Source organism: Holdemanella hominis (genome assembly GCF_014306155.1).
GTDB lineage: Bacteria > Bacillota_I > Bacilli_A > Erysipelotrichales > Erysipelotrichaceae > Holdemanella > Holdemanella hominis.
The window spans coordinates 1-21,100 of record NZ_JACRWH010000037.1 but is presented as its reverse complement, the minus strand read 5'-3'; the positions used below and the strand labels follow the sequence as shown (position 1 = coordinate 21,100).

36 protein-coding genes and 1 riboswitch are annotated in these 21,100 nt (G+C 30.3%); of the genes, 4 read left to right on the top strand and 32 right to left on the bottom strand.

The genetic code is table 11. From position 1 onward, the window contains the following. Positions 1-136 precede the first annotated feature (136 nt). The 7 genes from H8911_RS12510 to H8911_RS08600 form a co-directional block, all read right to left on the bottom strand. Positions 137-943, bottom strand: a complete 807-nt coding sequence (locus H8911_RS12510; RefSeq protein ID WP_222621001.1) for a GGDEF domain-containing protein — start codon at positions 941-943, stop codon at positions 137-139. A 21-nt stretch (positions 944-964) separates the two neighbouring features. Then, positions 965-1,303, bottom strand: coding sequence for a hypothetical protein (locus tag H8911_RS12505; protein ID WP_222621000.1), 339 nt, complete (start codon positions 1,301-1,303; stop codon positions 965-967). A gap of 45 nt (positions 1,304-1,348) precedes the next feature. Beyond that, the gene (locus tag H8911_RS12500; RefSeq protein WP_222620999.1) at positions 1,349-1,510 is read right to left on the bottom strand and encodes a hypothetical protein; all 162 of its coding nucleotides are present in this window, start codon (positions 1,508-1,510) and stop codon (positions 1,349-1,351) included. A gap of 67 nt (positions 1,511-1,577) precedes the next feature. Beyond that, positions 1,578-2,207, bottom strand: a complete 630-nt coding sequence (gene thiE, locus H8911_RS08615; protein WP_186999371.1) for a thiamine phosphate synthase — start codon at positions 2,205-2,207, stop codon at positions 1,578-1,580. Then, positions 2,204-2,974 carry a hydroxyethylthiazole kinase gene (gene thiM, locus H8911_RS08610; protein ID WP_186999370.1) on the bottom strand — a complete coding sequence of 257 codons (771 nt, stop codon included), beginning with the start codon at positions 2,972-2,974 and terminating at the stop codon, positions 2,204-2,206. Before thiM ends, thiE begins: the two co-directional genes overlap by 4 nt. Beyond that, on the bottom strand, positions 2,955-3,488 hold the full coding sequence (gene thiW / locus H8911_RS08605; RefSeq protein WP_186999369.1) for an energy coupling factor transporter S component ThiW: 534 nt from the start codon (positions 3,486-3,488) through the stop codon (positions 2,955-2,957). Before thiW ends, thiM begins: the two co-directional genes overlap by 20 nt. Before the next feature lie 185 nt (positions 3,489-3,673). Further along, positions 3,674-3,770, bottom strand: a riboswitch (TPP riboswitch). A gap of 301 nt (positions 3,771-4,071) precedes the next feature. Beyond that, positions 4,072-4,821, bottom strand: a complete 750-nt coding sequence (locus H8911_RS08600; protein WP_186999368.1) for a GNAT family N-acetyltransferase — start codon at positions 4,819-4,821, stop codon at positions 4,072-4,074. Positions 4,822-5,116: 295 nt separating this feature from the next. Here H8911_RS08600 and H8911_RS12745 point away from each other — a divergent pair, with 295 nt between their 5' ends. The 4 genes from H8911_RS12745 (at position 5,117) to H8911_RS08585 (ending at position 6,075) form a co-directional block, all read left to right on the top strand. After that, a complete protein-coding gene (locus H8911_RS12745; RefSeq protein ID WP_255466341.1) occupies positions 5,117-5,242 on the top strand; it encodes a hypothetical protein in 126 nt (41 codons plus the stop codon). Positions 5,243-5,380: 138 nt separating this feature from the next. Then, on the top strand, positions 5,381-5,710 hold the full coding sequence (locus H8911_RS08595; protein ID WP_186999367.1) for a hypothetical protein: 330 nt from the start codon (positions 5,381-5,383) through the stop codon (positions 5,708-5,710). 54 nt (positions 5,711-5,764) lie between these two features. After that, complete coding sequence (locus tag H8911_RS08590; protein WP_186999366.1) at positions 5,765-5,917, top strand: hypothetical protein; 153 nt, start codon at positions 5,765-5,767, stop codon at positions 5,915-5,917. Beyond that, positions 5,914-6,075 (top strand): hypothetical protein, encoded by a 162-nt coding sequence (locus H8911_RS08585; protein ID WP_186999365.1) that lies wholly within the window; start codon positions 5,914-5,916, stop codon positions 6,073-6,075. Before H8911_RS08590 ends, H8911_RS08585 begins: the two co-directional genes overlap by 4 nt. Positions 6,076-6,623: 548 nt before the next feature. On the opposite strand, the gene H8911_RS08580 is transcribed toward H8911_RS08585, so the two are convergent. From H8911_RS08580 to H8911_RS08460, 25 genes are all read right to left on the bottom strand, one after another. Beyond that, positions 6,624-7,274 (bottom strand): ABC-2 transporter permease, encoded by a 651-nt coding sequence (locus H8911_RS08580; protein ID WP_186999364.1) that lies wholly within the window; start codon positions 7,272-7,274, stop codon positions 6,624-6,626. Beyond that, positions 7,268-8,134 carry an ABC transporter ATP-binding protein gene (locus tag H8911_RS08575; protein WP_186999363.1) on the bottom strand — a complete coding sequence of 289 codons (867 nt, stop codon included), beginning with the start codon at positions 8,132-8,134 and terminating at the stop codon, positions 7,268-7,270. Before H8911_RS08575 ends, H8911_RS08580 begins: the two co-directional genes overlap by 7 nt. 2 nt (positions 8,135-8,136) lie before the next feature. Beyond that, on the bottom strand, positions 8,137-8,511 hold the full coding sequence (locus tag H8911_RS08570) for a GntR family transcriptional regulator (RefSeq protein WP_186999362.1): 375 nt from the start codon (positions 8,509-8,511) through the stop codon (positions 8,137-8,139). A gap of 140 nt (positions 8,512-8,651) precedes the next feature. Next, complete coding sequence (locus tag H8911_RS08565; RefSeq protein ID WP_186999361.1) at positions 8,652-8,843, bottom strand: hypothetical protein; 192 nt, start codon at positions 8,841-8,843, stop codon at positions 8,652-8,654. A gap of 17 nt (positions 8,844-8,860) precedes the next feature. Further along, positions 8,861-9,220: a helix-turn-helix domain-containing protein gene (locus tag H8911_RS08560; protein ID WP_186999360.1), complete on the bottom strand. Its 360-nt coding sequence runs from the start codon at positions 9,218-9,220 to the stop codon at positions 8,861-8,863. A 237-nt stretch (positions 9,221-9,457) separates the two neighbouring features. After that, positions 9,458-10,039 (bottom strand): DUF3592 domain-containing protein, encoded by a 582-nt coding sequence (locus H8911_RS08555; RefSeq protein ID WP_186999359.1) that lies wholly within the window; start codon positions 10,037-10,039, stop codon positions 9,458-9,460. 231 nt (positions 10,040-10,270) lie between these two features. Continuing rightward, on the bottom strand, positions 10,271-10,486 hold the full coding sequence (locus H8911_RS08550; RefSeq protein WP_186999358.1) for a hypothetical protein: 216 nt from the start codon (positions 10,484-10,486) through the stop codon (positions 10,271-10,273). A gap of 40 nt (positions 10,487-10,526) precedes the next feature. Next, positions 10,527-10,733: a hypothetical protein gene (locus H8911_RS08545; RefSeq protein ID WP_009300065.1), complete on the bottom strand. Its 207-nt coding sequence runs from the start codon at positions 10,731-10,733 to the stop codon at positions 10,527-10,529. Between the two features lie 35 nt (positions 10,734-10,768). Beyond that, entirely contained in the window at positions 10,769-11,275 is a 507-nt protein-coding gene (locus H8911_RS08540) for a GNAT family N-acetyltransferase (RefSeq protein WP_186999357.1), read from the bottom strand. A gap of 119 nt (positions 11,276-11,394) precedes the next feature. Then, the gene (locus H8911_RS08535) at positions 11,395-12,603 is read right to left on the bottom strand and encodes a hypothetical protein (protein WP_186999356.1); all 1,209 of its coding nucleotides are present in this window, start codon (positions 12,601-12,603) and stop codon (positions 11,395-11,397) included. A gap of 29 nt (positions 12,604-12,632) precedes the next feature. Further along, positions 12,633-12,806, bottom strand: a complete 174-nt coding sequence (locus H8911_RS08530) for a hypothetical protein (RefSeq protein WP_186999355.1) — start codon at positions 12,804-12,806, stop codon at positions 12,633-12,635. Between the two features lie 22 nt (positions 12,807-12,828). Next, positions 12,829-13,479, bottom strand: a complete 651-nt coding sequence (locus H8911_RS08525) for a DUF1287 domain-containing protein (RefSeq protein WP_186999354.1) — start codon at positions 13,477-13,479, stop codon at positions 12,829-12,831. Positions 13,480-13,508: 29 nt separating this feature from the next. Then, positions 13,509-13,982, bottom strand: coding sequence for an SMI1/KNR4 family protein (locus H8911_RS08520; protein ID WP_186999353.1), 474 nt, complete (start codon positions 13,980-13,982; stop codon positions 13,509-13,511). Positions 13,983-14,037: 55 nt separating this feature from the next. Further along, positions 14,038-14,199, bottom strand: coding sequence for a hypothetical protein (locus H8911_RS08515; protein WP_186999352.1), 162 nt, complete (start codon positions 14,197-14,199; stop codon positions 14,038-14,040). Positions 14,200-14,311: 112 nt separating this feature from the next. Further along, positions 14,312-14,983, bottom strand: a complete 672-nt coding sequence (locus H8911_RS08510) for a suppressor of fused domain protein (protein ID WP_186999351.1) — start codon at positions 14,981-14,983, stop codon at positions 14,312-14,314. A gap of 31 nt (positions 14,984-15,014) precedes the next feature. Beyond that, entirely contained in the window at positions 15,015-15,848 is an 834-nt protein-coding gene (locus tag H8911_RS08505; RefSeq protein ID WP_186999350.1) for a DUF4299 family protein, read from the bottom strand. 205 nt (positions 15,849-16,053) lie between these two features. Beyond that, on the bottom strand, positions 16,054-16,485 hold the full coding sequence (locus H8911_RS08500) for a hypothetical protein (protein ID WP_186999349.1): 432 nt from the start codon (positions 16,483-16,485) through the stop codon (positions 16,054-16,056). A gap of 20 nt (positions 16,486-16,505) precedes the next feature. Beyond that, positions 16,506-16,769 carry a YrvL family regulatory protein gene (locus H8911_RS12740; protein WP_369410303.1) on the bottom strand — a complete coding sequence of 88 codons (264 nt, stop codon included), beginning with the start codon at positions 16,767-16,769 and terminating at the stop codon, positions 16,506-16,508. 183 nt (positions 16,770-16,952) lie between these two features. Beyond that, positions 16,953-17,399 carry a hypothetical protein gene (locus H8911_RS08490; protein WP_186999348.1) on the bottom strand — a complete coding sequence of 149 codons (447 nt, stop codon included), beginning with the start codon at positions 17,397-17,399 and terminating at the stop codon, positions 16,953-16,955. Positions 17,400-17,408: 9 nt separating this feature from the next. Next, complete coding sequence (locus H8911_RS08485; RefSeq protein WP_186999347.1) at positions 17,409-17,777, bottom strand: hypothetical protein; 369 nt, start codon at positions 17,775-17,777, stop codon at positions 17,409-17,411. A 38-nt stretch (positions 17,778-17,815) separates the two neighbouring features. Next, on the bottom strand, positions 17,816-17,989 hold the full coding sequence (locus H8911_RS08480; RefSeq protein WP_217295731.1) for a hypothetical protein: 174 nt from the start codon (positions 17,987-17,989) through the stop codon (positions 17,816-17,818). An 81-nt stretch (positions 17,990-18,070) separates the two neighbouring features. Then, on the bottom strand, positions 18,071-18,394 hold the full coding sequence (locus H8911_RS08475; RefSeq protein WP_222620998.1) for a hypothetical protein: 324 nt from the start codon (positions 18,392-18,394) through the stop codon (positions 18,071-18,073). 43 nt (positions 18,395-18,437) lie between these two features. Next, the gene (locus H8911_RS08470; RefSeq protein WP_186999346.1) at positions 18,438-18,788 is read right to left on the bottom strand and encodes a hypothetical protein; all 351 of its coding nucleotides are present in this window, start codon (positions 18,786-18,788) and stop codon (positions 18,438-18,440) included. Then, positions 18,785-19,384, bottom strand: a complete 600-nt coding sequence (locus tag H8911_RS08465; protein WP_222620997.1) for a hypothetical protein — start codon at positions 19,382-19,384, stop codon at positions 18,785-18,787. Before H8911_RS08465 ends, H8911_RS08470 begins: the two co-directional genes overlap by 4 nt. 359 nt (positions 19,385-19,743) lie before the next feature. Further along, the gene (locus tag H8911_RS08460; RefSeq protein ID WP_186999344.1) at positions 19,744-20,499 is read right to left on the bottom strand and encodes a helix-turn-helix domain-containing protein; all 756 of its coding nucleotides are present in this window, start codon (positions 20,497-20,499) and stop codon (positions 19,744-19,746) included. Positions 20,500-21,100 lie beyond the last annotated feature (601 nt).

Here is a 21,100-nt window from a genome sequence, read left to right as displayed (position 1 = left end):
GGTGAATATGACCCATTTTTAGTAAATTCATAAATTTAAGTTTTCTTAACCTAATACGGAAACCCTACAATAATTTAAAGCCGGTATTTTCACATAACCCTACACTATTTTAGAGCGCCCTTTTTCATTACCTTCTTCAATCATTACAACTCGTTGTATAATAATCCTTTTTATTTTGATACATTCTTTCATCGGCTAATTTACTTATTTCTTGAACCGAATCAAAATCTTGTTCTGAAGACTTGACGACACCATACAATACAGATATTGAATTGGAGTACTTACCATGCCAATCATGAATAGTCACATCAAATACTTGTAATATAGAATCGATATTCGATACAGATTCTTGAATCAATACGACAAATTCATCTCCACTAACACGATAAACCTTTCCATAAGAGGCAAACGCAAACTTCATGCAGTTACTAGCCGCACAAATCAGTTCATCTCCTGCACTATGCCCAAGTGAATCATTGGCTTGTTTTAAACCATTTGAGTCTAAAAATATATAAGCCCATTCCGTATTTAAATCTAACTTTTCCATATCCGAATCATAGGCACGTCGATTGAAACATTTCGTCAGTCCATCCGTATTCGAAGTATACATATATTTTTCTTTTTCATACTTCTCCTTTAATGCTCTAGAAAGCATTAAAACAAGTAAGCATGAAGCCGAAGTTAGATAAATACCGACAATCAATATCGCAACAATATTACTTGAAGAATTTACAGATTCTTCCATAGTTACGGCAACCAAATAATTGCCATGTTTTCGAGATATACATTTACATTTTTTATGATCCAATACGATTCTTTGCATCTTAGATGATGCATTTACATTCGTTAATGTATTTCCAATCTTTGTACGATTTGTAGCACCCTCAATTTTTTTCGTCTTTGAATTTACAACATAAATTTCCATTCCCTTATACACAGGCATATCAGCTACAACATTTGAAATTTAGTTTTGTTTCAACTCCTTTAAAAGACGCTTTGGCGTAATACCCACTTGAACCATATGCATTTTCGACTCATTCCAAGTAATCGCATACATCATCTCTTTAGCTTCAGCCGTATTTGGCGTGACATCCTGGCATAATGTTAAATCTTTATTATTTAACATCTGTTTAAAGAAAGCCATTTGTTCACCTGAATCAAAGCTATATCCAAAATACTTAGGTATCGAACCCGAATAGATCGTTCCCGTATCATCAATAAAATGAATTTCATCCACGGACATTAAAGATGCGATTTTTTGATGTTTATCAATATCATATTCAACTTCCGGCTTGGCATCCACAATATAAGATCTGGCTTTAGCACGTACTATATAATAATCTTTTAATTATTTCACAAATCGCTCTTCATTCGACTCATTTTTATCAAGATCCGCAATCACACGATCCAATAATACATAGGATGTGGTTTGCGCATTCTTTTCATTTACATATCTTAATATACATGCTTCAAGAATCAATACGAGGGCAACAATGGTGATTGAAAGCACTAATATTTTTCTTTTTCTTGCAATTACTATTTTAGGTTATATTTTTCAAAAATAAAAGTGGCATTTGTTATGCCACGATTTTTTGAATCGATTTCTTCAATTCTTCAGCTGCTTTTTTTGTATCCTCTTGATCCATAATAGCCGATACAACACAAACACCTTGAATAGGACTCTTTTCTAAAACAGAAAGATTGTCTTTATTTAATCCTCCAATCGCACAGACCGGAATCTTGACAGCCGAACAAATGTCATTCAATGTTTCCACACTCGTAATCGTCGTCTTCACATGCGTCTTTGTCGGATAAATGGCACCACAACCCAAATAGTCAGCACCATCAGCCTCTGCTTTTTTTGCAACTTCAACAGTCTTTGCGGTAGCCCCAATAATACAATCTTTTCCCATTATTTTACGAGCTACAGAAATTGGCATATCTTCATTTCCTAAATGAACACCACATCCTACAGCCATTGCGACATCGATTCGATCATCAATAATTAATGGAATATGATAAAAATCAGTAATCTCTTTTACTTTTAAAGCGAGTTCATAGTACTCTAAAGTCGACTTATTTTTTTCACGAAGCTGTATAATGGTTGCTCCACCTAGACATGCCCCTTTAACTTTATTTAAAAAAGTTTCTTCATCATAACCATCTGAATTAGTAATAAAATATAATGTATAATCTACTTTTTTCATCCTAACACCTCAATTTTAAACAAAGATTCATCAAAACTGGTAAGTTTATAAATCTCATCCATAAAATGCATATGAAAAGTTCCAGGTCCTTCACTTTTCGTCTTTTCTGCAGCAACTTCATAATAACAAGTTGCCTTAATACAAGCCAATAATGGAGAATAACTAGCTAAAAATGTAGCGATTGCCACATTTAACATACATCCAGTGCCTGTGATTCTTGAAAGCATTTCACAACCATTTGAAATTAAATTCACGACTTTACCATCTGTAATGACATCGATCTTGCCGCTACAAACAACTACACAACCAAGATGTAAAGCCATGTCCTTTAGCCATTTTGCACTTTCATAGATATTCTCTTCATCGAGAACATCCGCATCTACACCGTGCGCATGACTTGTCATCCCATAAAAAGCTTTACATTCACTGATGTTCCCTTTAATGACGGTTGGACAATATAAAGAAACAAGTTCTTTGGCATAATTTAATCGAAGTGTTGAACAAGCCACTCCAACCAAATCTAAAATGAATGGTATTCCTTTTTCTTTGGCACATTTTGCACTAATCATCATAGATTTAGCTCTAACATCATCAAAGTTACCTAAATTTAATGCCAAAGCCGCAGAATGGCAAGTGATATCATCAACTTCATCGGGGTGACAAGCCATAATTGGCTTCGCTCCTAAAGCTAATATAAGATTTGCACAATCATTAATTGAAATCGGATTTGTGATACAGTGAATCAAATTATTCGTTTGTTTCAACAAATTTTTGCACTCCTAACTTTCTTTGAATATTTTCTAGGATTCCACTACGAGACATCGACTTCAATAAAACATACGCAATACTTCCACCGATGATTGTACCCATTAAAAAGCTAGGTACATAGAACATCCATGTAAGTCCAGTTCTTCCCCATAAATATGTCATCACTGGATATGAAAGAACAGAACCAATTAAACCTGTACCAATGATTTCACCAAGTACGGCAGCCCAAATCTTTCCTTTACTAACACGATATAAGATGCCTGATAGCGTAGCTCCAAAAATAGCGCCCGTTAAAGCTAATGGTGGAATTCCCATTACAACCATACGAATTAAACCAATAGCTAAAGCACAAAGAAATGAATACCAAGGCCCCATAAATACAGCCATAGTGATATTAATAAGATGTGCCATAGGACACATTCCTTCTACACGTAAGATTGGAGAAATGACTACTCCAACAGCTACCATCATTGAAAAAAAGACTAAGCTTAATAAGTAATTGTGTTTATTCATAATACTACCTCCTACAGATACAGATGGCCTAGAAAACACGCAAAAAACCATCTGTGGTTTCGGTATTAGACAAACAGTCCTCTCTCATCCTGTCAATTCAGGCTCCCTCGCTTGTTTTCTATACTCTAGGCGCTCCCCTACAGTAAGGCAATAAAATAAAAAGACCTGCAACGTAAAAAGACAGGTCAAAAAACATCTATACTTCCTACGCCGGCATTATCCGTCAGGTTTAATGGGTCGAAGTCGAACTTCCTCTCAGCAATAGCTCCCCAGATTTATCTACTACATTTAGAATTTTAGTACAAAACAATTTAAAGTGCAAGCCAAATATGAGATCAAGAAGGAATTTACGAATGAAACAAGACAAGAATCATTTCTAGTCATTTTAGCAATCTATTTTTTGATCTTTTTAACTATGGCAATGTCTCCATATGTGATTGTGAGTGGATATGATAATTCACTTTCGCGCATTCTTTTCTTTGAAAGCTTGATTACTACCAATCTCATTGTTCCATTTGCACTAAACACAATTTACTTGGTATATTTATTATTTAAAACCATCATGTCTCAAGATAATTAGTGCCTATTTTAGCTTTTCAACAAGTTTTAAAAACTTCTTCTCATTCATTACATCATTCGTTATATAATCACCATTGTAGAATAAGGCATAGGTAGTGATAGGAGTTGACGCATTCTGCGCCTTTTCTTTTGTATCTATATGAATCGCTTTAAATTCTATATTTTGTTCTTTTGAAACATTCTCTATAATCGGAACATACTTCGCATTAAAAGGACATTGACTAGTATAATATAAGACAAAGCCAGACTCTTCGATATGACATTCTTTTGCACAAGATTTAAATTGAGGAACTTTTGAATCATTAAAATTCAAGTACCACAATTGAATACCATTACTCGCTTCATCAGAGATTTTAAAACCTTTGTATGTTAAAAATTTAGGATCTGCAAGATACGGCGTCTTCTTTTTTGTAGATAAGATACAAATTCCATCCATTCCCTTCTTCTTACTGTCTTCAATACACATATTTAATAACTCACTCGAATAGCCATGACCCTTTAAAGATCCACAAACCCATAGACAATCAATATACATATAATTTTCTGCGTCCACACCAATCCACGCATTCTTTGCAGGAATATACTCAATAAAACATTTCCCTCTTACAGATGATTTAATAAAGACAAGTCCTTCTTCAAAGCGATCAGACAACCAATCTTTCTTTGATCTTACTTGGACATCTGAATTACTACTAATGGCACAACAAATGTGTTCTTGTTCAATATTTTCTTTTGTCACATATACATAATCCATACATTAACCTCAATAAAAGTATTATGAAGGAAAAAGGAGTTGAAATCAATCAACTCCTACGTGTTTTATTTTTCGAATTTAATAGCAGCCTATGAAGTAAAGAAAATATTCTGGACTGTCTTTTTTCATCCGTTATATGTAATGAGGAAATATCTTCAATTTCCTCTAATTTCATGGTGTTTTTGTTTTTAGTACCACTGAAATTCATTCTTGCTTTTACTTAACTCTCGCCGCTAAGATTAAGGTACCATTCAAATGTATTGTCGTCAATAGGAACTACAGAAGTAAAAAAATCATGAAATTTTCAGATATGGCAGAAGAACTTCGTCTTCAACTTGAAAATCCAAACAGCGATTTAGAATCTTTTCAGGATTGTTTTGAAAAGTTGGTCACAGCTGAATGGTATAATAAGTCCAGTTGATACGGCGACGAAGGCAATTGAATCCGTTGTATAAGTCCACACCTATATTGTAGATATAAACTATCATCCTCCTGTTGTAAGATAAAAACAGGTAAGTAAGTATACTTATCTAGTCTTGCGATTAGGAGGTGTTTTTTTATGCGGGATGTTAAAAGAGTTTTGGAAATGAGATCACAAAACTATACTCAACGACAGATTTCTGTATCTCTTAAAATTTCAAGAGATACAATAAGAAAAATTTTTAATGTAGCTGATGACAAAAAAGTGTGTTGGTCATCTGTTAAAGATCTCAGTGAATCAGATGTCCAAAATTTATTATTTGAACAGGAGATGAAAATCAATTTATCCATTAAGCAACCTGATTTTGATTACATTCATAAGGAACTGTTAAAGCCAGGAACCACAATCAAACTGCTATGGGAAGCATATGTTGATGATTGTCGGTCAATCAAGAGTCCTTTTTACTAATATAGCCTCTTTTACGAACACTATCGTGATTACGTTAAAAAGCATAATCTTACGATGCATATCAATCATAAACCGGGTGATAAAATGATGGTTGATTGGAATGGCACCCATATGTATGTATATGATCGTTACACAGGAGAAGCAATCCCTGCATATTTATTCGAGGCAACATTACCATTTAGTATGTACAGTTATGTTCAAGCATGAAAATCAATGATTGGGTCGATTGCCATATCCAAGCTTATCGTTATTCTGGCGGAGTTACAAGGATTCTGATTCCAGACAATCTAAAAGTAGGAATTATCCAAAACAAGAAATATGAGGATTCAATATTAAACAAATCATATCAGGAAATGGCAGACTAATATGATACAACTATTATTCCAACAAGAGTGCGTAAGCATCACACGGTTAATTTAATTTTACCGTGTTTTTTAGTGGACTTGTATTACGTATTAAGATTAAAAAAAGATGGACTTCTGTAGTGTATTGCATGGCTTCAGATAGTGGAATACTCAAAAGCAGAAAGTCGACAGTGATAGTTTCTCAAATCCCAGTAAAATAATGGTACGATTTATTTAAGGATTGTACATACGCTGACGCGTGTTTAGATCGAGTTCTATGTAAAGCATATCGTTTAGAATTCAAAGGTGAATCACTAAGAAATCAAAAATTTTGACACACCGATTGACCGCTACAGATACACCGATGGTGTGCTAAACACGCACCATTTTTCCGTCATATGCACTTTATACAAAAGTATAACGTATCACATACTAAAAATTATTTTATTCAAACAAAATAGCGTCATATATAAATGTCTGTATTACTTTCGAAACTTTAAATTATTCTCACTTTCGAAAGTGTAAAAAAGGAATGAACCAATAATTCATTCCTTAATTACTGAAACCTCCTACGAATGTCTAATCTCATATATTTTTAAACAAGCAAAATATCCAAGAATATTAATTATAATTGCCAAGACACTGCCATATAATAACCATCTATTTAAAGGTATTAATAATAACTGTTCTACGCCCACAAAAAAATTTAAAGTAATAAAACCTATCACAAAAGCTACTAGTGTTACCACATATAAAATGGTTCCTTTTTTATTTCCAAAAGTCAAAAATCCTGCATTATTTATAGGTAACATAATCAATGTAAAAATCACACTTATCGATAAAACTAACAATCCTTCTTGTAAACTGATAATATGATACCCGTAGATAGCTAACAATACAACAGGTAAAGAAAGCAATAAGAAAGATGCAAATGAAAAGATATATGTTTCTAATATTTTGGTCATCACAATTGTTTTTTTAGAAATAGGATAAGTTAATAACATTTGATCAAATTTAGAGAGTTCATCTTGCTCAATCGAGTATTGTAATGGCGATACACTTGTCATTGGTATCGTTAATACAACTAAAAGGATTACAATATACTCACTTGGCATTAAAAAGAAGACCATACCATACAATAAAATACTACAAATAAAACCTATTAAATTCTTTTTAATACAAAACGATTCGTAAAAATCTTTTAACATTAAACCTACCATCTTTCACAGCCTCCTTTCACATGAAACAACATGATTTCTTCAACTGTTGGTCGCGTCATTTCTAAATCTTTAAAAACACTCTGTATCAATGAACGATTTTTTACTAGAATAGTGTAATTATATGCTTCTTTCACATAGCCAACAATATCATCTTTATTTAATGAATCTAACAACTCTTTTCCAGCATGAATAATTCCATATTCTTCTCTTAATTCATCATATGGTTTCATAAATAATAATTTACCTTCATGAATATAAGCAATGTAATCTGATATTTTGTCTAAATCACTAGTAATATGTGAAGACATTAATACTGTATGATCTTCATCTTCTGTATACTCACGTATGATAGACAATATTTCATCACGAACAATTGGGTCTAGTCCACTTGTTGCTTCATCTAATATCAATAGCTTCGCATTATGACTAAAAGCAATCGCAAATTCTAATTTCATTTTCATTCCGCGAGAAAACTTTTTAATCTTCTTTTTCATTGGTAATTTAAATCGAGTTAGATATTTTAAATAAGTTTTTTGATCCCAATTCGAATAAACACGACTTAAAATTTTTCCTATAAAATTAGGAGTAAACTCCTCATTATAGTGTGTTTGATCAAATATAACAGCAATGTCTTTTTTTATATTAATTTCATCAGTTTTAAAGTCTAAACCAAATATTTTTAAATCATCATATGAAGATTTAATAATTCCAAGTATCGAACTAATCAATGTAGATTTTCCCGCACCATTTTCACCAATTAGCCCTACAATGCTTCCTTTGGGGATATCCAAAGTAATACCGTTTAAAGAGAAGTCTTCATACTTTTTATTTAAATTTTTAATTTCAATTACATTTTCCATAATCAATTCTCCTCGTATATTAAATGAAGTAGTTTTTCTAATTCATTTTCTGTTATCCCACTTTGTTTAGCTATCAGACAAGCATCTTGCAATTGTTTTTCGACTCTTCGAAGATTTTCTTCACGAATAAAATCCTTGTTTTGTTCAGAAACAAAAGCACCTTTCGCAGGAATCACATGAATGAATCCATCTTTTGATAATTCATCATAAGCTCTTTGTGTTGTAATAATACTAACGTGTAAATCCTTAGCCAACTTTCGCATAGAAGGCAGTGAATCATTAACCTTAAGTTCTCCATTCATAATCATTTCCTTGATTTGAACAACAATTTGTTCATAAATCGGTCTTGAACTAGAACTACTTAATATAATTTCCATAGTTTCACCTCGTAATTTTATATACTGTATATATTTTACATATACAGTATATACCCACTTATCAATACTGTCAATATATATTATATACAGTTAAGAATAAAAAAAAGATTCAGGGTAATATAAACTGAATCTTCTTTACATTAAATAGATTTTAAAACATATTTATGTATCAAGCAATTAATCAATACACACACCGTACAGCCAATCCCTCTAGCAATCCATACATTCATCGAAGTTTGCTCAAAAAAGTGCATAAAAATATTACCGATTGCAATAGAGAAAAATAAAACTATAACCCATTTTAAATCTGTTAATAAGCTTTGCTTATTCATATGTACCTCCATTTACATTAATTGGATGAAATGAAAACAAAGATAAGAAGAACAACCACAAATACTAAGATATAAATAGAAATCTTCAACAAACGATTCGCCTTCATAATTTCTTCTTCAACGTTCGTTACCTTTTCAACAAGAAAAGACTCTTGTGAATGACCTACAAGTGAATCCAGGCTTACATGCAGTGCATTAGCTAAAGCAATCAATTGATAAGCATCCGGTGTTGTTAAATTACATTCCCAGTTAGAAATCGTTTGTCGTGTTACACCAATCTCATCCCCTAGTTTTTCTTGTGATAATCTTAAACTTTTTCTAAATGTTAAGATATTCTTCCCTAAATCCATTTTCTCACTTCTTTCATCATCATTCATTATATTAATCTAGCCCTCAAAATTCTACCAAAGGCCTTTGGAATATTGTCAAAGTCTTTTAACAATTTTAATTCAAGCTCATTTCACCAAAAAAATCGTCATCTTTTACAAGTTTGGGTGTGGTCGTTAGTCTATTTAACAAAAAATTAGCAGAAAATAAAAAGTCCTGTTCATTAATTCCATATAACGTAAACAAAGCGTTTATCTTATAGCTGATATAAATAATTTCGGATTTCATCATCTAAAAAGATACGGTAATGCTTCAAAAAGCGTAACTATACCACCAGATAAAAAAAGAATTCCAAAAAACACTATAACAATAAAACTTAATTTAATCTTTTTTTGAAAAATAAATACAGCTGGATGTTTCGGATCTACATAAATTGGATAAGTTTCTCCTTCTCTCATCTTTTTTATTAACTGTTTATAAGAAATATTTTGAGCTGTTTGTTCTTTATATATGCGACCTTGATATGTGTACTCAAATACTGGAGCTTGCGTAGACACAGCATTACCTCCATAGTAAGTATTATATCCACAGTAAACACCATTTATTTTTTCTTTACATCTTACAAGTGCATACACATCATTTATAAGCATAAAAATAAAAATTAAACCAAAGACAATACAAGCTAAGGGAAATAGTAATAATTTACCGAATGAAACAAAGATAGTTAAGACAGAAATTATTCCAAATCCGACAAAAGAAAAGATCATAATAAAACTAATAAATGGTACATCTTTATATCTTTTATTTTTTACAATTACAAAAGTAATAAAACCAAATAAAATCATTAGTATGTGAACTAAGGTTGTCATAGTTTCAATTCCTCTCCTAAAACATAATTGATTATTTATAATTATCTTTTATAATAATCAAACTCTTCTAAATAATTTACATTCTCTTTAACCCATGAATTACCAACAACTGTTTTATTCATTTTCAAGGATACATTCATTTCATTTGTCACAATAATCATACTATTTTCAAGTAAGAGACCCTTTTTAACCTCAAATTTTTTTATCCTTTCCACTTTAATAAAAAACAATCTAAAATAGTATAATTCCATCAACAGGAAAAATGTAGATACCTTTCTCATTAAATCCAAATAAATATGAAGTTTCTTTTTCAGGGGCTATTACCGTAACCGGAGCTACAGGTAAAACCCACTTTACTTTATAAGTGCTATGTCTTGGAACAACATTATTTTTATAGTTAAAATTCCACTTTTTTAATTCTCTTTTAACATTTTCGAAATAAAGCATACATATAGTTAGCTTTCAAATTATAATTTAACTAACAAACTCATTTTTTGCTCATTAAACACTTTTTAAATATCCAACTTACAGTAGCTCCAATAAACAAACCTATAATTGCTGTTGTTGAATTACCATTTAAAGTGCCTACCGCAAATCCTACAACAGCACCTACATACCAAGTACTAACAAGCTTAGCTAATGTAAAAGTATCTTCTTCGTCATTCTTATTTTCATTATGATGTTCTTTGCTCATTTATTCGTCACCTCATCTGAAAATTCCAATTTATTTTACAACTTGATTTCATGTCCAATTTCACGTAAAACATATCCATCGTCAAACACCTCATCATAAACTCCATCAACTTTTGTGAAACCATTTTTTTGATACAATCGAATAGCTGGTTTATTTATATCTACTACAAATAATCGTAAATATTCAGCACCAAGTGATTTAGAAATTTCTTTTGCTTTATTGAGCATTTGCTGACCAATTCCTTTTTTAGAATACTCAACATTAACACCCAATCGGTCAATATACATTGCTTTAGCAGATTTTTCACTCCATTCAACATAAGCTTCTCCTGCATTGTTATCACATAAAGCAAAAGCAGACATAATTTCTTCATCATTTGCAATAACATAAAGACGCTTGTTATTTATGTCATCTTCAAAGAATTCGCAAGGATAAATATCGTCCCAAATTTGAATGTTATTTTTATTCATATTTTTTATGATTTCTTTATAAATTATTTTCAGTTGTTTCAAATCTTCTAGTCTTGCTAGTCTAAATTCCATCTTATCATCTCCAAAAATTCGATATTGTTCATTATAATTACACTTCTAAATTATTATTTATCTAACAAATCACTAAATTCTAATTTTTCTATGTCATTAAAATTAAGTAAACTTCAATTTTATTCATGAACACTATAGTATTCTAAGCCTAAAAGGCTCTTACGAATGCATACTCGACGACTGTCACCAATATTAGTTTTTAAATACTGACTTTTAGATACATTAAACTCTTTTTCTTCACCACGCCAAGAAGCAATTAGTTGATAATCTGTTAAGCTATTGCCTGTATCAACATCCTTATCTGTAATAACAATTGTTTCATGCTCTGATTTTCCAAATGTTAATAAGAAATTGACAGGAAAAGTAATGGTAAATGAGAACACCAAAACTGCAAAAATAACTGATAATTTACGACCAAATCGTTGTGGTACTTTTGTGTATAAAGATTTAATGATAAAAGGAATTGAAAAGATAACTGTTAAAATTAATGTTATTTTTAAATAATCGATAAAATCATAGTCAAAAATATTTGTTGTAGCTAGATTTAAAAGTAAAGCAATTGCAGCACCTAGAAATGGCATTTGAAGCATGATATCTTCACCTTTTTTCGTCTTAGTTTCAATATAAATATACGGATAATACCATAGGTATACTGCATATGATCCAAGGATGACAAGAATGTACAATACCATCATCATCTTTCCACCAATGAAAAAACCAATGACATCAAGTGCTATAAAAACAAATCCTAGAATACGCAATATTTTCTTAGACTTGTTAAGATCAAATCCACATTTATTAGAAGAAATACTTTCTATCGTTTTAGTCTCTTCTACAATCGAATGATAATAATTACGTTCTATGGCATTAAATGTACGAACATATTTTGATACATCTTTTTTCTTTTCTAACAACTCTTCAAAATCCACAATATTTACTTCATGCTCTACTAAAACATCAAAAAGAATTTCTAAATTTCCAAAAGCATAATCTAATGTTACAAGGCGATTATAGTCTCGATCTATCAATGCCATTTGTGTTCTATTTGCTAGTGGTATCAATAATAAACATCTAATATCTGTATAACGCACCTCAACTGACTGCTTTAGTACATAATTAAAAGTAAGTGTGTTTTTATCTATGACTATCGTTTGCTTTTTACATGCTAGTAAAAGTGCACCACCTAAAAACACAAAAGGCAGAAAACAAAGTGCTGCAATATAATAACCTGATATAAGTGTTACTAAACATATTAGTCCAAATACCACAGTTGTTATCATCCCTAATATTTTTACAAACTTTGAACATCCTATTACCTGTTTTTCCATAATCATCCCAACTTTCTTAATATTTAATTCTATTTTAGTACACTGATTAATGCATAAATTGCACTTGCAACTAAAAGAGTACCAATTATTATTGTCATAACCATTTTTATTCTATTTTGGCTATCAGTTTTCACACTCTTGATAATCCATATAGGTCCAATCAAAAACACTAAAACTGCATAAATAACTAAAATTATATCCATAGCTATTACTCCTTAATTTAAATCAATTTATTCTATAATGTCCGACGATATCATTTCGATACTCCAATATATCTTCTTCATAATATATTTGGTATGGACTAGCATGATGAATAACAAAACTTACACCATCTTTATTCCGATAATCCGATACGATACCAATATGATTTTCAAATATGACAATATCTCCGCCTCGCCATTCTTCAATTCGGTGAATATCGGTTGTTAATGATTGTGCGTTATATTTAAAATAAATATTCAAATTTTGCACCCTTCTAAAATCAATATTTTTGTCAATAATATCTATATCATAATCTTCTTTATGATTTTGGACATGTTGATTAACCAACTCCATTAAATCATAGCCAGCATCTTTTAGTCCTAAAGCTACTACATCACTACACACTCCAAAATGATCATTGGGATAACCTGTTCCGTAATATTTACTTTTATATTTAGGCTTGCTACTAACATACGCTTTTACATTATTCAAAATATCTGTTTGATCATCGATGTCATCATCTTCATCATGTAAACTCTTATAGGTTGTGATATTAAAATCGCTATTTGAATATTTTTGATGTGGGATGTAATTGAAAAAATATAACACATAAACCACAAACAACAGAACAATAGCTGATATAAAAATTAAACTTACTTTATACTTATTTTTCACGGATAATAACACCACCTTTAAATCAATGATTAGTTATATAATAATGTAAAAAACTCATCAAAAGTATTAGCGATAAAATAAACATTGTTCTCATCATCTGATGAACTTAGACTATAAGAATCATCATAATAATAAACTCCGTCATTTGACCCATCACAAACTAAAACAAAGAAGCCATGTTGGATACTATCCCCAATAATAACAGTACTTTCAAATAAATCATCAATATAAGCATTCGTCCAGTATTCTATATTTGAAGCATCATTCCCTGTATCTATTCCATAAACAACATCGACATTAACATTTTTATTTATATCCTTAAAATAGATTTCATTAAATGCGTCATTACTAACTACACCATTGTATTTTAATAGAAATGTAACATAGTCACTAGGCAGACTAATATTAAATAATTTTTCAATATGAATAATATCTACCTTACTTATTTTTTTAAAAGATTTTAATTCATGATTCTTCTTTTTTAGCTTTTTAAATATTCCCATATTTATCTCCTTTATTAGTCCAACTCCTATCTCTTTAACCATTTATATTATGCTGTTAAGATTTATCTTTGAAAAAGCCAATTAAAATTAAGGTAATACCAAGAATTGCTAATGGAATATAAATAACATTAGGTATATGGTAGATAAACCTATCAACTGCCGACATAACAATGTAAATAACAATTCCTACACTAATTAAGTAACTTCTCTCTTTCATAATTATCCTCCTTTAAAATGTTTTCACTTCAATAATGATTTGATGACATAAAATGATTATTAACTAATATTTTCTTGTTCACTAACGTGACAACCTTTTTAACCTTACAGCCTTATACTATTGATGATCTAGTGTAACTCGTAACATCTGTGTTTAATTTCTCAAGTAATTCTATTACACTATATTCCTTGTTTTGAATGGCTCTTAATTCATTATCTGTCACTCCAATAAATTCAACAAATCTTACCTTTCCATTAGGTGTATTTATTTCAACAAATTTATCATCTGGTATCGTTATAAATCCTGTAATATTGGATGTCCCTTTACTATCTATACCTGTTGTTTGACCTGTGTATAGATATTCGTAAGCATTAAATAATTCACCTTGGATAAAAGTAATTCTGGCAATAGATTGTAATATACCGCATATACAACGTATTTCATCTTCTTCATTTTCGTAGTGATCCTTTTTGAGCTTCAAAGTAAACTCCATACCATAACCACTCCACTCTTTATCTTCGCTTTCTTTTTCATAAAGTTCAGATAGTCCATAAGTTATAAAATGCCAATAATCACCACCATCATATACACTAATACCATCAAGGGGATCATTACCACCCAATCTCCATTTTATCATCGCTCCATAATGCTTAGGATTCTTTTGGTTAGGATAAACTTTATCACATAACTTATCTATTGCATCCCATCCTGGTGCTTCAATTTCTTCATTTTGCTCATTATCTAATAATTCATTTTTCTTCTTAAATTTATCAAACAATCCCATATAGAGTGCCTCCTTATCCTTACCATTTAATCTAAATTTCGACACTATATTGTTCAATCAAAGCATCAATTTCATCATCATTTAATAAGGCAATAACATGATTTGCATCATAATATTCTTTTGAAGAGATATGATTGATAAAATCGTCGTATGTAACTGTCATTCCTTTTCTAATCATGACATACCAATAATTAATTCCTTTGATTTGATCAAGAATGATATAAGGTTTATTAGGAACAACACAAGGAATATCAGCAACAATCGAATAAATCCCAAATAATTCATTCGTATCTTTCTTCCTATATACGCTTGGTGTTGCATAATAAACATCTAGAGATTGGATTTCATTTAGATATTCTTCAAGATTATTTAAGTTGCAATCAATTCTTTGTAATTCTCTTTGTCCAATAGAGATTGGATTATAAATACCAAATATTTCAAAACAGCGATATTCATCTTCTGTTTTACTTGTCATATCTTCTAGTGCAACAATACTTGCTTCTTCATCCCATTTAATAAATTCTTCGTCTTCATATAAATAAGCTTCTTCATCTTCTCTTAAATATTTTTTGGTATTGAACTCGTTGCAAATTTTCTCTACTAAGCTATAGAATAGTCTAATTTCTGATGGTGCAGTTGGTAAACTTAAAGAAAGTAAAACATCACTACCCTCAAGCCATAACTCAAATCCCCTAGCTAGTTTTGTTTCATCATAAATTAAAGTATGTTCACCTATCTCATCTTTATTGAGACGATAATTTTCATCACAAACACCATAAGATAATCCTGTAAATTTAATAATATCTTCTAGATTCATTTTTTTCTTAAATAATGATTTTTGTTTAATTCTTGCAGTTACTGACATAATTACGCCTCCTTAACTTAAAATTTCATTTCTTTTGAAAACCAATTATTTTCTAACTTCATTTTTTGTCTTCATTAATCGAATAGATTGATAAAAGAGATAAATCCCGACTAAAACATATATTATTCTATTCAATACATCTTTTAAAAACGGGAAATAGGATGATTGGATAATACTACAGAAGATTAAAACTCAAATTTATAACTTATTTGGAGAATGAAGATTTTATTAATCCATTTTCATAAAAAACATTGAATATTTCTTTATGCCCTACTGCTGAAGGATCAATACAAATCTTTACACCGTTGCCTAAAATTAAGATTGCTTTTGATCCTTTGATTTGAATACTTCTAATTTCATTAAAATGAATGATTTTTCTTTTCCCTAATAATGGAATCTCTGTAATGCCTTCACTGTTCACAATCACTTTATATCGTTTAAAAGCAATGCTTATAAACACTAAAATTGTTGTTATTATACACAATAAAGCAATCAAAAGTAGCTTTTGTTCAGGTGGTGCTGCAACTATACAAACAATCATGCAGATAAATTCAAATATTGTGCCACCAATTGCTGTACCCACAAATACAGATGGGTATGTTGCAACAATTTCACTAATCTTTTCTTTTTCTTCCATATCCTGTCCTCCGTAAACATTTATATTTTTTTGAAATCTTCAATCCCAGGCAAAGCTAATATAAAAGAAATGACTAGTTTTGATAGATCACTTGCAAAAATAGTAGACATACAATAGTCCACAATCATTAATCCAAAACATGTCGCAATCGTATCTAATGCTAAATATAAAATAATTGCAATATTTTTACTAATTCTTTTCAATTTATAAAGAGCCTTAGGAAGTCCGCCTGCAATTAAATTAATCGGATAGGATACAACTGTTGCGATGATGAAAAATAAGATAATACTTCATATGGATTGATATCGAAAACCAAATAAACGCATTATCACTCCACTTAATAGTGCAATAACTGATAAGACAGCAACAAAAATAGTTCCACAAACTATAAAAGTGATTAATTTTTCTTTATTATTCTTAAAAAAATCCACAATAAATAACTCCTTTTTAAACTCTTTTAAACAAACTTATTTAGCTAAGGCATCTTCGATAAGTTCAATACCTCTATTAATGAAATTAATCTTTATTGCTTCATTAGTCCCTTTAACCTTTACCATGGCGACACATAATTGATTTTCTTTTGTTGCTTCAGCACTTCCCATAAGCGTTGTCCATTCAACAGTAATATCGTCTTTTGAAAATGATTTATCGATATAAAACTCATAATCCAAAGGTTCAAATAACTTACTGTTTGACTTTGCATGAATAGAAAGTGTATCATCGTTTTCCTGATATACTTCAACAGTATAGTGAACCACATCTTCTTGATTATCCACATATTGTTCATTCGGAGATATTGATTCTTGAAAAATTAAATTATTCTTATTTTCATTTACTACATCCTTTGATGCACAACCACTAATACTCATTGATATTAAAAGGAAAAACAGTACTACCAAACGTCTTAATTTCACAATCATCACCTACTTATTTTTAAACAAAAGTACAATATTATATATAAAATAAGGTATAACACCTACCATTCCAAATATTGAATAGAATGGGAATATCAAAATACCTATAATCACTCTCATTAATAAAGTCAATTTACAAGCAAAATGATTATAGATTATAAGTCCAGTAGCTACACCTGCAAAAATACAAATACCTAACATCATACTATTAAAAGTTCCAATAGGCTCATGAATCATCATATTATGGCTCATAAGCTGTTGGATAAAACTTGGATCTTGTAATTGATGAATTTGAATTTTCCCTAAGATATAACCTACAATGCCACCGATTACTGCCGCAACGATAATCGTTATTATGTGTCTTAATTCTTTTTTCATAAATCGTCCTCCAAAAAGTTTTAGAAAAGATCATCTGGTCACAGCAAATTAAATATTTTCTTTGAAATATATTGATCTACACATACAGTAAAGTCTTCTTCATCAACAGATATAAATGAACAATCATGGTTAATTGTTACGTTATATCCTTGTTCAAGTAACAATTCGTAGACGTCCTTCATTGAAGTAATCCTTATATTTTCATTACTCATAGATCCACCTTCTACTTTATATAATTCATGCTTATAAGCCATTTGAAATTAAAAATATGCTAAAAACCAATAAAACTAAACTTAGAATTCTATGCGATAATCATTTGTTTTAAAAACTTCATGATCATACTTTTCATTTTTATAAACTGTAATTTCTTTCCCTATTTTCTTTTTCCCTATATTTTCAAAGATACAACCATGTGTCGTATAATATTTATGCTTATTGATTTTTACAATATATGATTTTTTTCTGACTTGCACTCCACCGACAACATAACCACCATTCTGACTAGCAACACCTACAATTGTCCCTTTACATTTATCCCCTCCAAAAACAACACGGTATTTCATATAAAGTATCCACAGAGCACAAATAAATACTATGACACCAAAAACAATAAACATATCAATCACTTCACTCCTACAAAGGTATTCCTAAGATTAAAAACTACTTTACAATAATATTCTTCATCTTTACTATTCCTATACGAATTAAAATTCCATCAGCTTGCCGAAGCCATATCATCGAAATCAAAAGAATAAGAGCATATAATATAATCAAATTCTTTAATAGGATTCGTAGTAAATAAATAAGCAAAAACAAAGGAAGCATCAATAAAAATATGCATAGCAAATAACGAAAAGTAGTTCTTCCACTATCTTTTTGCCATTCGTCAAGATTTACACCACAAACACAGCTATTAGGAACCATCCATAACTTTGTATTAATTTTCTTTCCGCATTTTTTACAATATAGCTCTCTCATAAAACACCAATCCTTTTTAAAAATTTCAATCATTGATTAAATTCTTCTAATTTCAAACCTGTGTCCTTTTCAAAATCATTAGCCCATTCTTTATCGCAATAAAATACAATTCCTTCTTGATATCCATCACTTGTAAAATACAATTGTTTGCCTGTATCTTGACTTATAATAATTCTATTTAGATCATCTGCAACACTTGAGTCAAACCAATCTCCTTCAACTTTTGCATCAATGTTAAAATGTTGTCCATTCCAATCAAATGAAACACTTCTAGATCCAGTGCCATCTTCCCAATCAACAAGACTTGTATCTTCTACTATATTTGTAAAATTTAGTTCTTCTCTATCTAAATATGAAACACCAATTAAGAAGTTTTTATACATATTTTCAACATCAAATATTTCTACGTCAAAAGCATAAACTCCATTTTCAGATGGTTTCCATGTCATATTTTCATAATCGATATCCCCTTCTCCAAGTGATGTTAATAAATTCGCTGCTTTATTAAATTCTATTTCAGAAGGTAATTCCTTATATCTTTGTTCTAGATTATAAACTAACTCATCATTAAGGCCATTAAGCCCATATTGTCTAAAAATAGTTGATAATTCTTTATATGATTTATCCATTTCAACCCCTCCTCTATAAGATTCTTGATAGCTACAACCACAAAGTAATAAAGATATAGTCATAGCGTATGCCAATATTTTCTTTACAATATAAATCACTCCTATTCAAATAAAAAAAACGCATAATAACCAAATTAATTTTATCCGTTATTATGCGTTAAAAATCATCTTAAATTTGAACATGTTAAAAGGTAATATGGTTTTTGCAGTACAATTGAATTGCATTCTAAATAATATTTCACGTGCATAACAATCTCTCCCTTAATTAAATATTACCATTAACCTTTACTCCATTTTATCAAAATAGTTAATTTCTTACAATAACATACACTTATTTTACAAAAAAAGTTAAACAACTCTTACTCGTACTTTTTTCCTATGTAATATACTGCACCTATTGATATAAGGATAACAATCCATAAAGCATACAATTTGATATTATCAAACAATTGATAGCCGCCCATTAATATAGAGATATGATAAAACAAAGGAGTACCTACCGCCATACATAAAGAAACAAAGCGTAATAACTTTATTATTTCTGGCCAGTTTGAATTATTAAAAGTTAAGCCTGGCATATGAATTCTAAATATACCTTGTGATACATAATTGATTCTATTTTCGTCATAAAAAGATGGTAATTCTCTGGCATAAACACACGCCCATAGTGCAAAAATCATCATTACTCCTGAAACACAAGCAATTCCTCTTATTTGTTCTAACGAGTATGTAGATACCAATAAATATAAACATTCTAAAATGACAATAAAACAAGATATCCCCCAAATTATTTTCCATTTTCTTTTATTATAGGAAACCATTGCTTTAACAGACGATTCTAATGAATACGAAACCATATTGTCTACATCATCATGTTGAATCATATCATGTCTATCTAGATATTCTCCCATCAATAATTCTGTCACACTAACTCCTAAACATTCAGCAATTGGAATCAATAATACTACATTTGGGAAACTTGCACCTCTTTCCCACTTACTCACAGTTTTATCAGATACAAATAATTGATCTGCTAATTCCTTTTGTGTTAAATTCTTTTCTTTTCTTAATTCAGTAATAAACTTACCAAATTTTTCATTGTCTATTTGTTGCATAAGTAAATTTACCTCCTTCTTTTACTTTACTCATTTTAAACAGTTGGAGATAAACTCCTCTAAGAACCGTACGTGCAGTTTTCCCGCATACGGCTCCCCACTGTTACTTTTAAACATTCTTGTTATATATGACTTTGTCACCGCTCCAAATATCAACATGAATATAAGGATGAATGATTCGGTCATTCCATATTTCATAGAACCTTTCCAATTTAAAACTTCTTCTTTGACCTGCAGATTTAGCAGAAGTTGAAACGCCAGTTGAACAAAGAATTAAATACGTAAATCAGATATTAAACAACTACTAAATATTGGACTTACAGTTGAAGAATTAACACTAATGATTCAGCAAAATGCCAATATTATAGCAACACAATAATCTTTATATTTGAGGAAAGGGGTTTTGCACCCTTTTGTACTTCTAACCTCTTGTTTTTATAAATTTTATTTTCAGATTAAATACTTGAATTTTATATAGTTAGCTCCAGTGTTTTCAACATGTTTCCCTTCAAGAAACGTAACTGTGTTTCGGTCCTTCGCTCCATGTACTTTCATACACTTCATAGCTACAATATGACCTCATCGGACTTCTTGCAGTTCT

What these genes read in the sequence shown, in the direction of transcription:
- H8911_RS12510 (WP_222621001.1), bottom strand. Translation starts at nt 943, where the DNA reads ATGCCTGTGTATAAGGGAATGGAAATTTATGTTGTAAATTCAAAGACG.
- thiE (WP_186999371.1), bottom strand. Translation starts at nt 2,207, where the DNA reads ATGAAAAAAGTAGATTATACATTATATTTTATTACTAATTCAGATGGT.
- thiW (WP_186999369.1), bottom strand. Translation starts at nt 3,488, where the DNA reads ATGAATAAACACAATTACTTATTAAGCTTAGTCTTTTTTTCAATGATG.
- H8911_RS08600 (WP_186999368.1), bottom strand. Translation starts at nt 4,821, where the DNA reads ATGGATTATGTATATGTGACAAAAGAAAATATTGAACAAGAACACATT.
- H8911_RS12745 (WP_255466341.1), top strand. Translation starts at nt 5,117, where the DNA reads ATGAAATTTTCAGATATGGCAGAAGAACTTCGTCTTCAACTTGAAAAT.
- H8911_RS08595 (WP_186999367.1), top strand. Translation starts at nt 5,381, where the DNA reads ATGCGGGATGTTAAAAGAGTTTTGGAAATGAGATCACAAAACTATACT.
- H8911_RS08590 (WP_186999366.1), top strand. Translation starts at nt 5,765, where the DNA reads ATGCATATCAATCATAAACCGGGTGATAAAATGATGGTTGATTGGAAT.
- H8911_RS08585 (WP_186999365.1), top strand. Translation starts at nt 5,914, where the DNA reads ATGAAAATCAATGATTGGGTCGATTGCCATATCCAAGCTTATCGTTAT.
- H8911_RS08580 (WP_186999364.1), bottom strand. Translation starts at nt 7,274, where the DNA reads ATGGTAGGTTTAATGTTAAAAGATTTTTACGAATCGTTTTGTATTAAA.
- H8911_RS08575 (WP_186999363.1), bottom strand. Translation starts at nt 8,134, where the DNA reads ATGGAAAATGTAATTGAAATTAAAAATTTAAATAAAAAGTATGAAGAC.
- H8911_RS08570 (WP_186999362.1), bottom strand. Translation starts at nt 8,511, where the DNA reads ATGGAAATTATATTAAGTAGTTCTAGTTCAAGACCGATTTATGAACAA.
- H8911_RS08565 (WP_186999361.1), bottom strand. Translation starts at nt 8,843, where the DNA reads ATGAATAAGCAAAGCTTATTAACAGATTTAAAATGGGTTATAGTTTTA.
- H8911_RS08560 (WP_186999360.1), bottom strand. Translation starts at nt 9,220, where the DNA reads ATGAATGATGATGAAAGAAGTGAGAAAATGGATTTAGGGAAGAATATC.
- H8911_RS08555 (WP_186999359.1), bottom strand. Translation starts at nt 10,039, where the DNA reads ATGACAACCTTAGTTCACATACTAATGATTTTATTTGGTTTTATTACT.
- H8911_RS08550 (WP_186999358.1), bottom strand. Translation starts at nt 10,486, where the DNA reads ATGCTTTATTTCGAAAATGTTAAAAGAGAATTAAAAAAGTGGAATTTT.
- H8911_RS08545 (WP_009300065.1), bottom strand. Translation starts at nt 10,733, where the DNA reads ATGAGCAAAGAACATCATAATGAAAATAAGAATGACGAAGAAGATACT.
- H8911_RS08540 (WP_186999357.1), bottom strand. Translation starts at nt 11,275, where the DNA reads ATGGAATTTAGACTAGCAAGACTAGAAGATTTGAAACAACTGAAAATA.
- H8911_RS08535 (WP_186999356.1), bottom strand. Translation starts at nt 12,603, where the DNA reads ATGGAAAAACAGGTAATAGGATGTTCAAAGTTTGTAAAAATATTAGGG.
- H8911_RS08530 (WP_186999355.1), bottom strand. Translation starts at nt 12,806, where the DNA reads ATGGATATAATTTTAGTTATTTATGCAGTTTTAGTGTTTTTGATTGGA.
- H8911_RS08520 (WP_186999353.1), bottom strand. Translation starts at nt 13,982, where the DNA reads ATGGGAATATTTAAAAAGCTAAAAAAGAAGAATCATGAATTAAAATCT.
- H8911_RS08515 (WP_186999352.1), bottom strand. Translation starts at nt 14,199, where the DNA reads ATGAAAGAGAGAAGTTACTTAATTAGTGTAGGAATTGTTATTTACATT.
- H8911_RS08510 (WP_186999351.1), bottom strand. Translation starts at nt 14,983, where the DNA reads ATGGGATTGTTTGATAAATTTAAGAAGAAAAATGAATTATTAGATAAT.
- H8911_RS08505 (WP_186999350.1), bottom strand. Translation starts at nt 15,848, where the DNA reads ATGTCAGTAACTGCAAGAATTAAACAAAAATCATTATTTAAGAAAAAA.
- H8911_RS08500 (WP_186999349.1), bottom strand. Translation starts at nt 16,485, where the DNA reads ATGGAAGAAAAAGAAAAGATTAGTGAAATTGTTGCAACATACCCATCT.
- H8911_RS08485 (WP_186999347.1), bottom strand. Translation starts at nt 17,777, where the DNA reads ATGAAAAAAGAATTAAGACACATAATAACGATTATCGTTGCGGCAGTA.
- H8911_RS08480 (WP_217295731.1), bottom strand. Translation starts at nt 17,989, where the DNA reads ATGAGTAATGAAAATATAAGGATTACTTCAATGAAGGACGTCTACGAA.
- H8911_RS08475 (WP_222620998.1), bottom strand. Translation starts at nt 18,394, where the DNA reads ATGTTTATTGTTTTTGGTGTCATAGTATTTATTTGTGCTCTGTGGATA.
- H8911_RS08470 (WP_186999346.1), bottom strand. Translation starts at nt 18,788, where the DNA reads ATGATTGAAATTTTTAAAAAGGATTGGTGTTTTATGAGAGAGCTATAT.
- H8911_RS08465 (WP_222620997.1), bottom strand. Translation starts at nt 19,384, where the DNA reads ATGGATAAATCATATAAAGAATTATCAACTATTTTTAGACAATATGGG.
- H8911_RS08460 (WP_186999344.1), bottom strand. Translation starts at nt 20,499, where the DNA reads ATGCAACAAATAGACAATGAAAAATTTGGTAAGTTTATTACTGAATTA.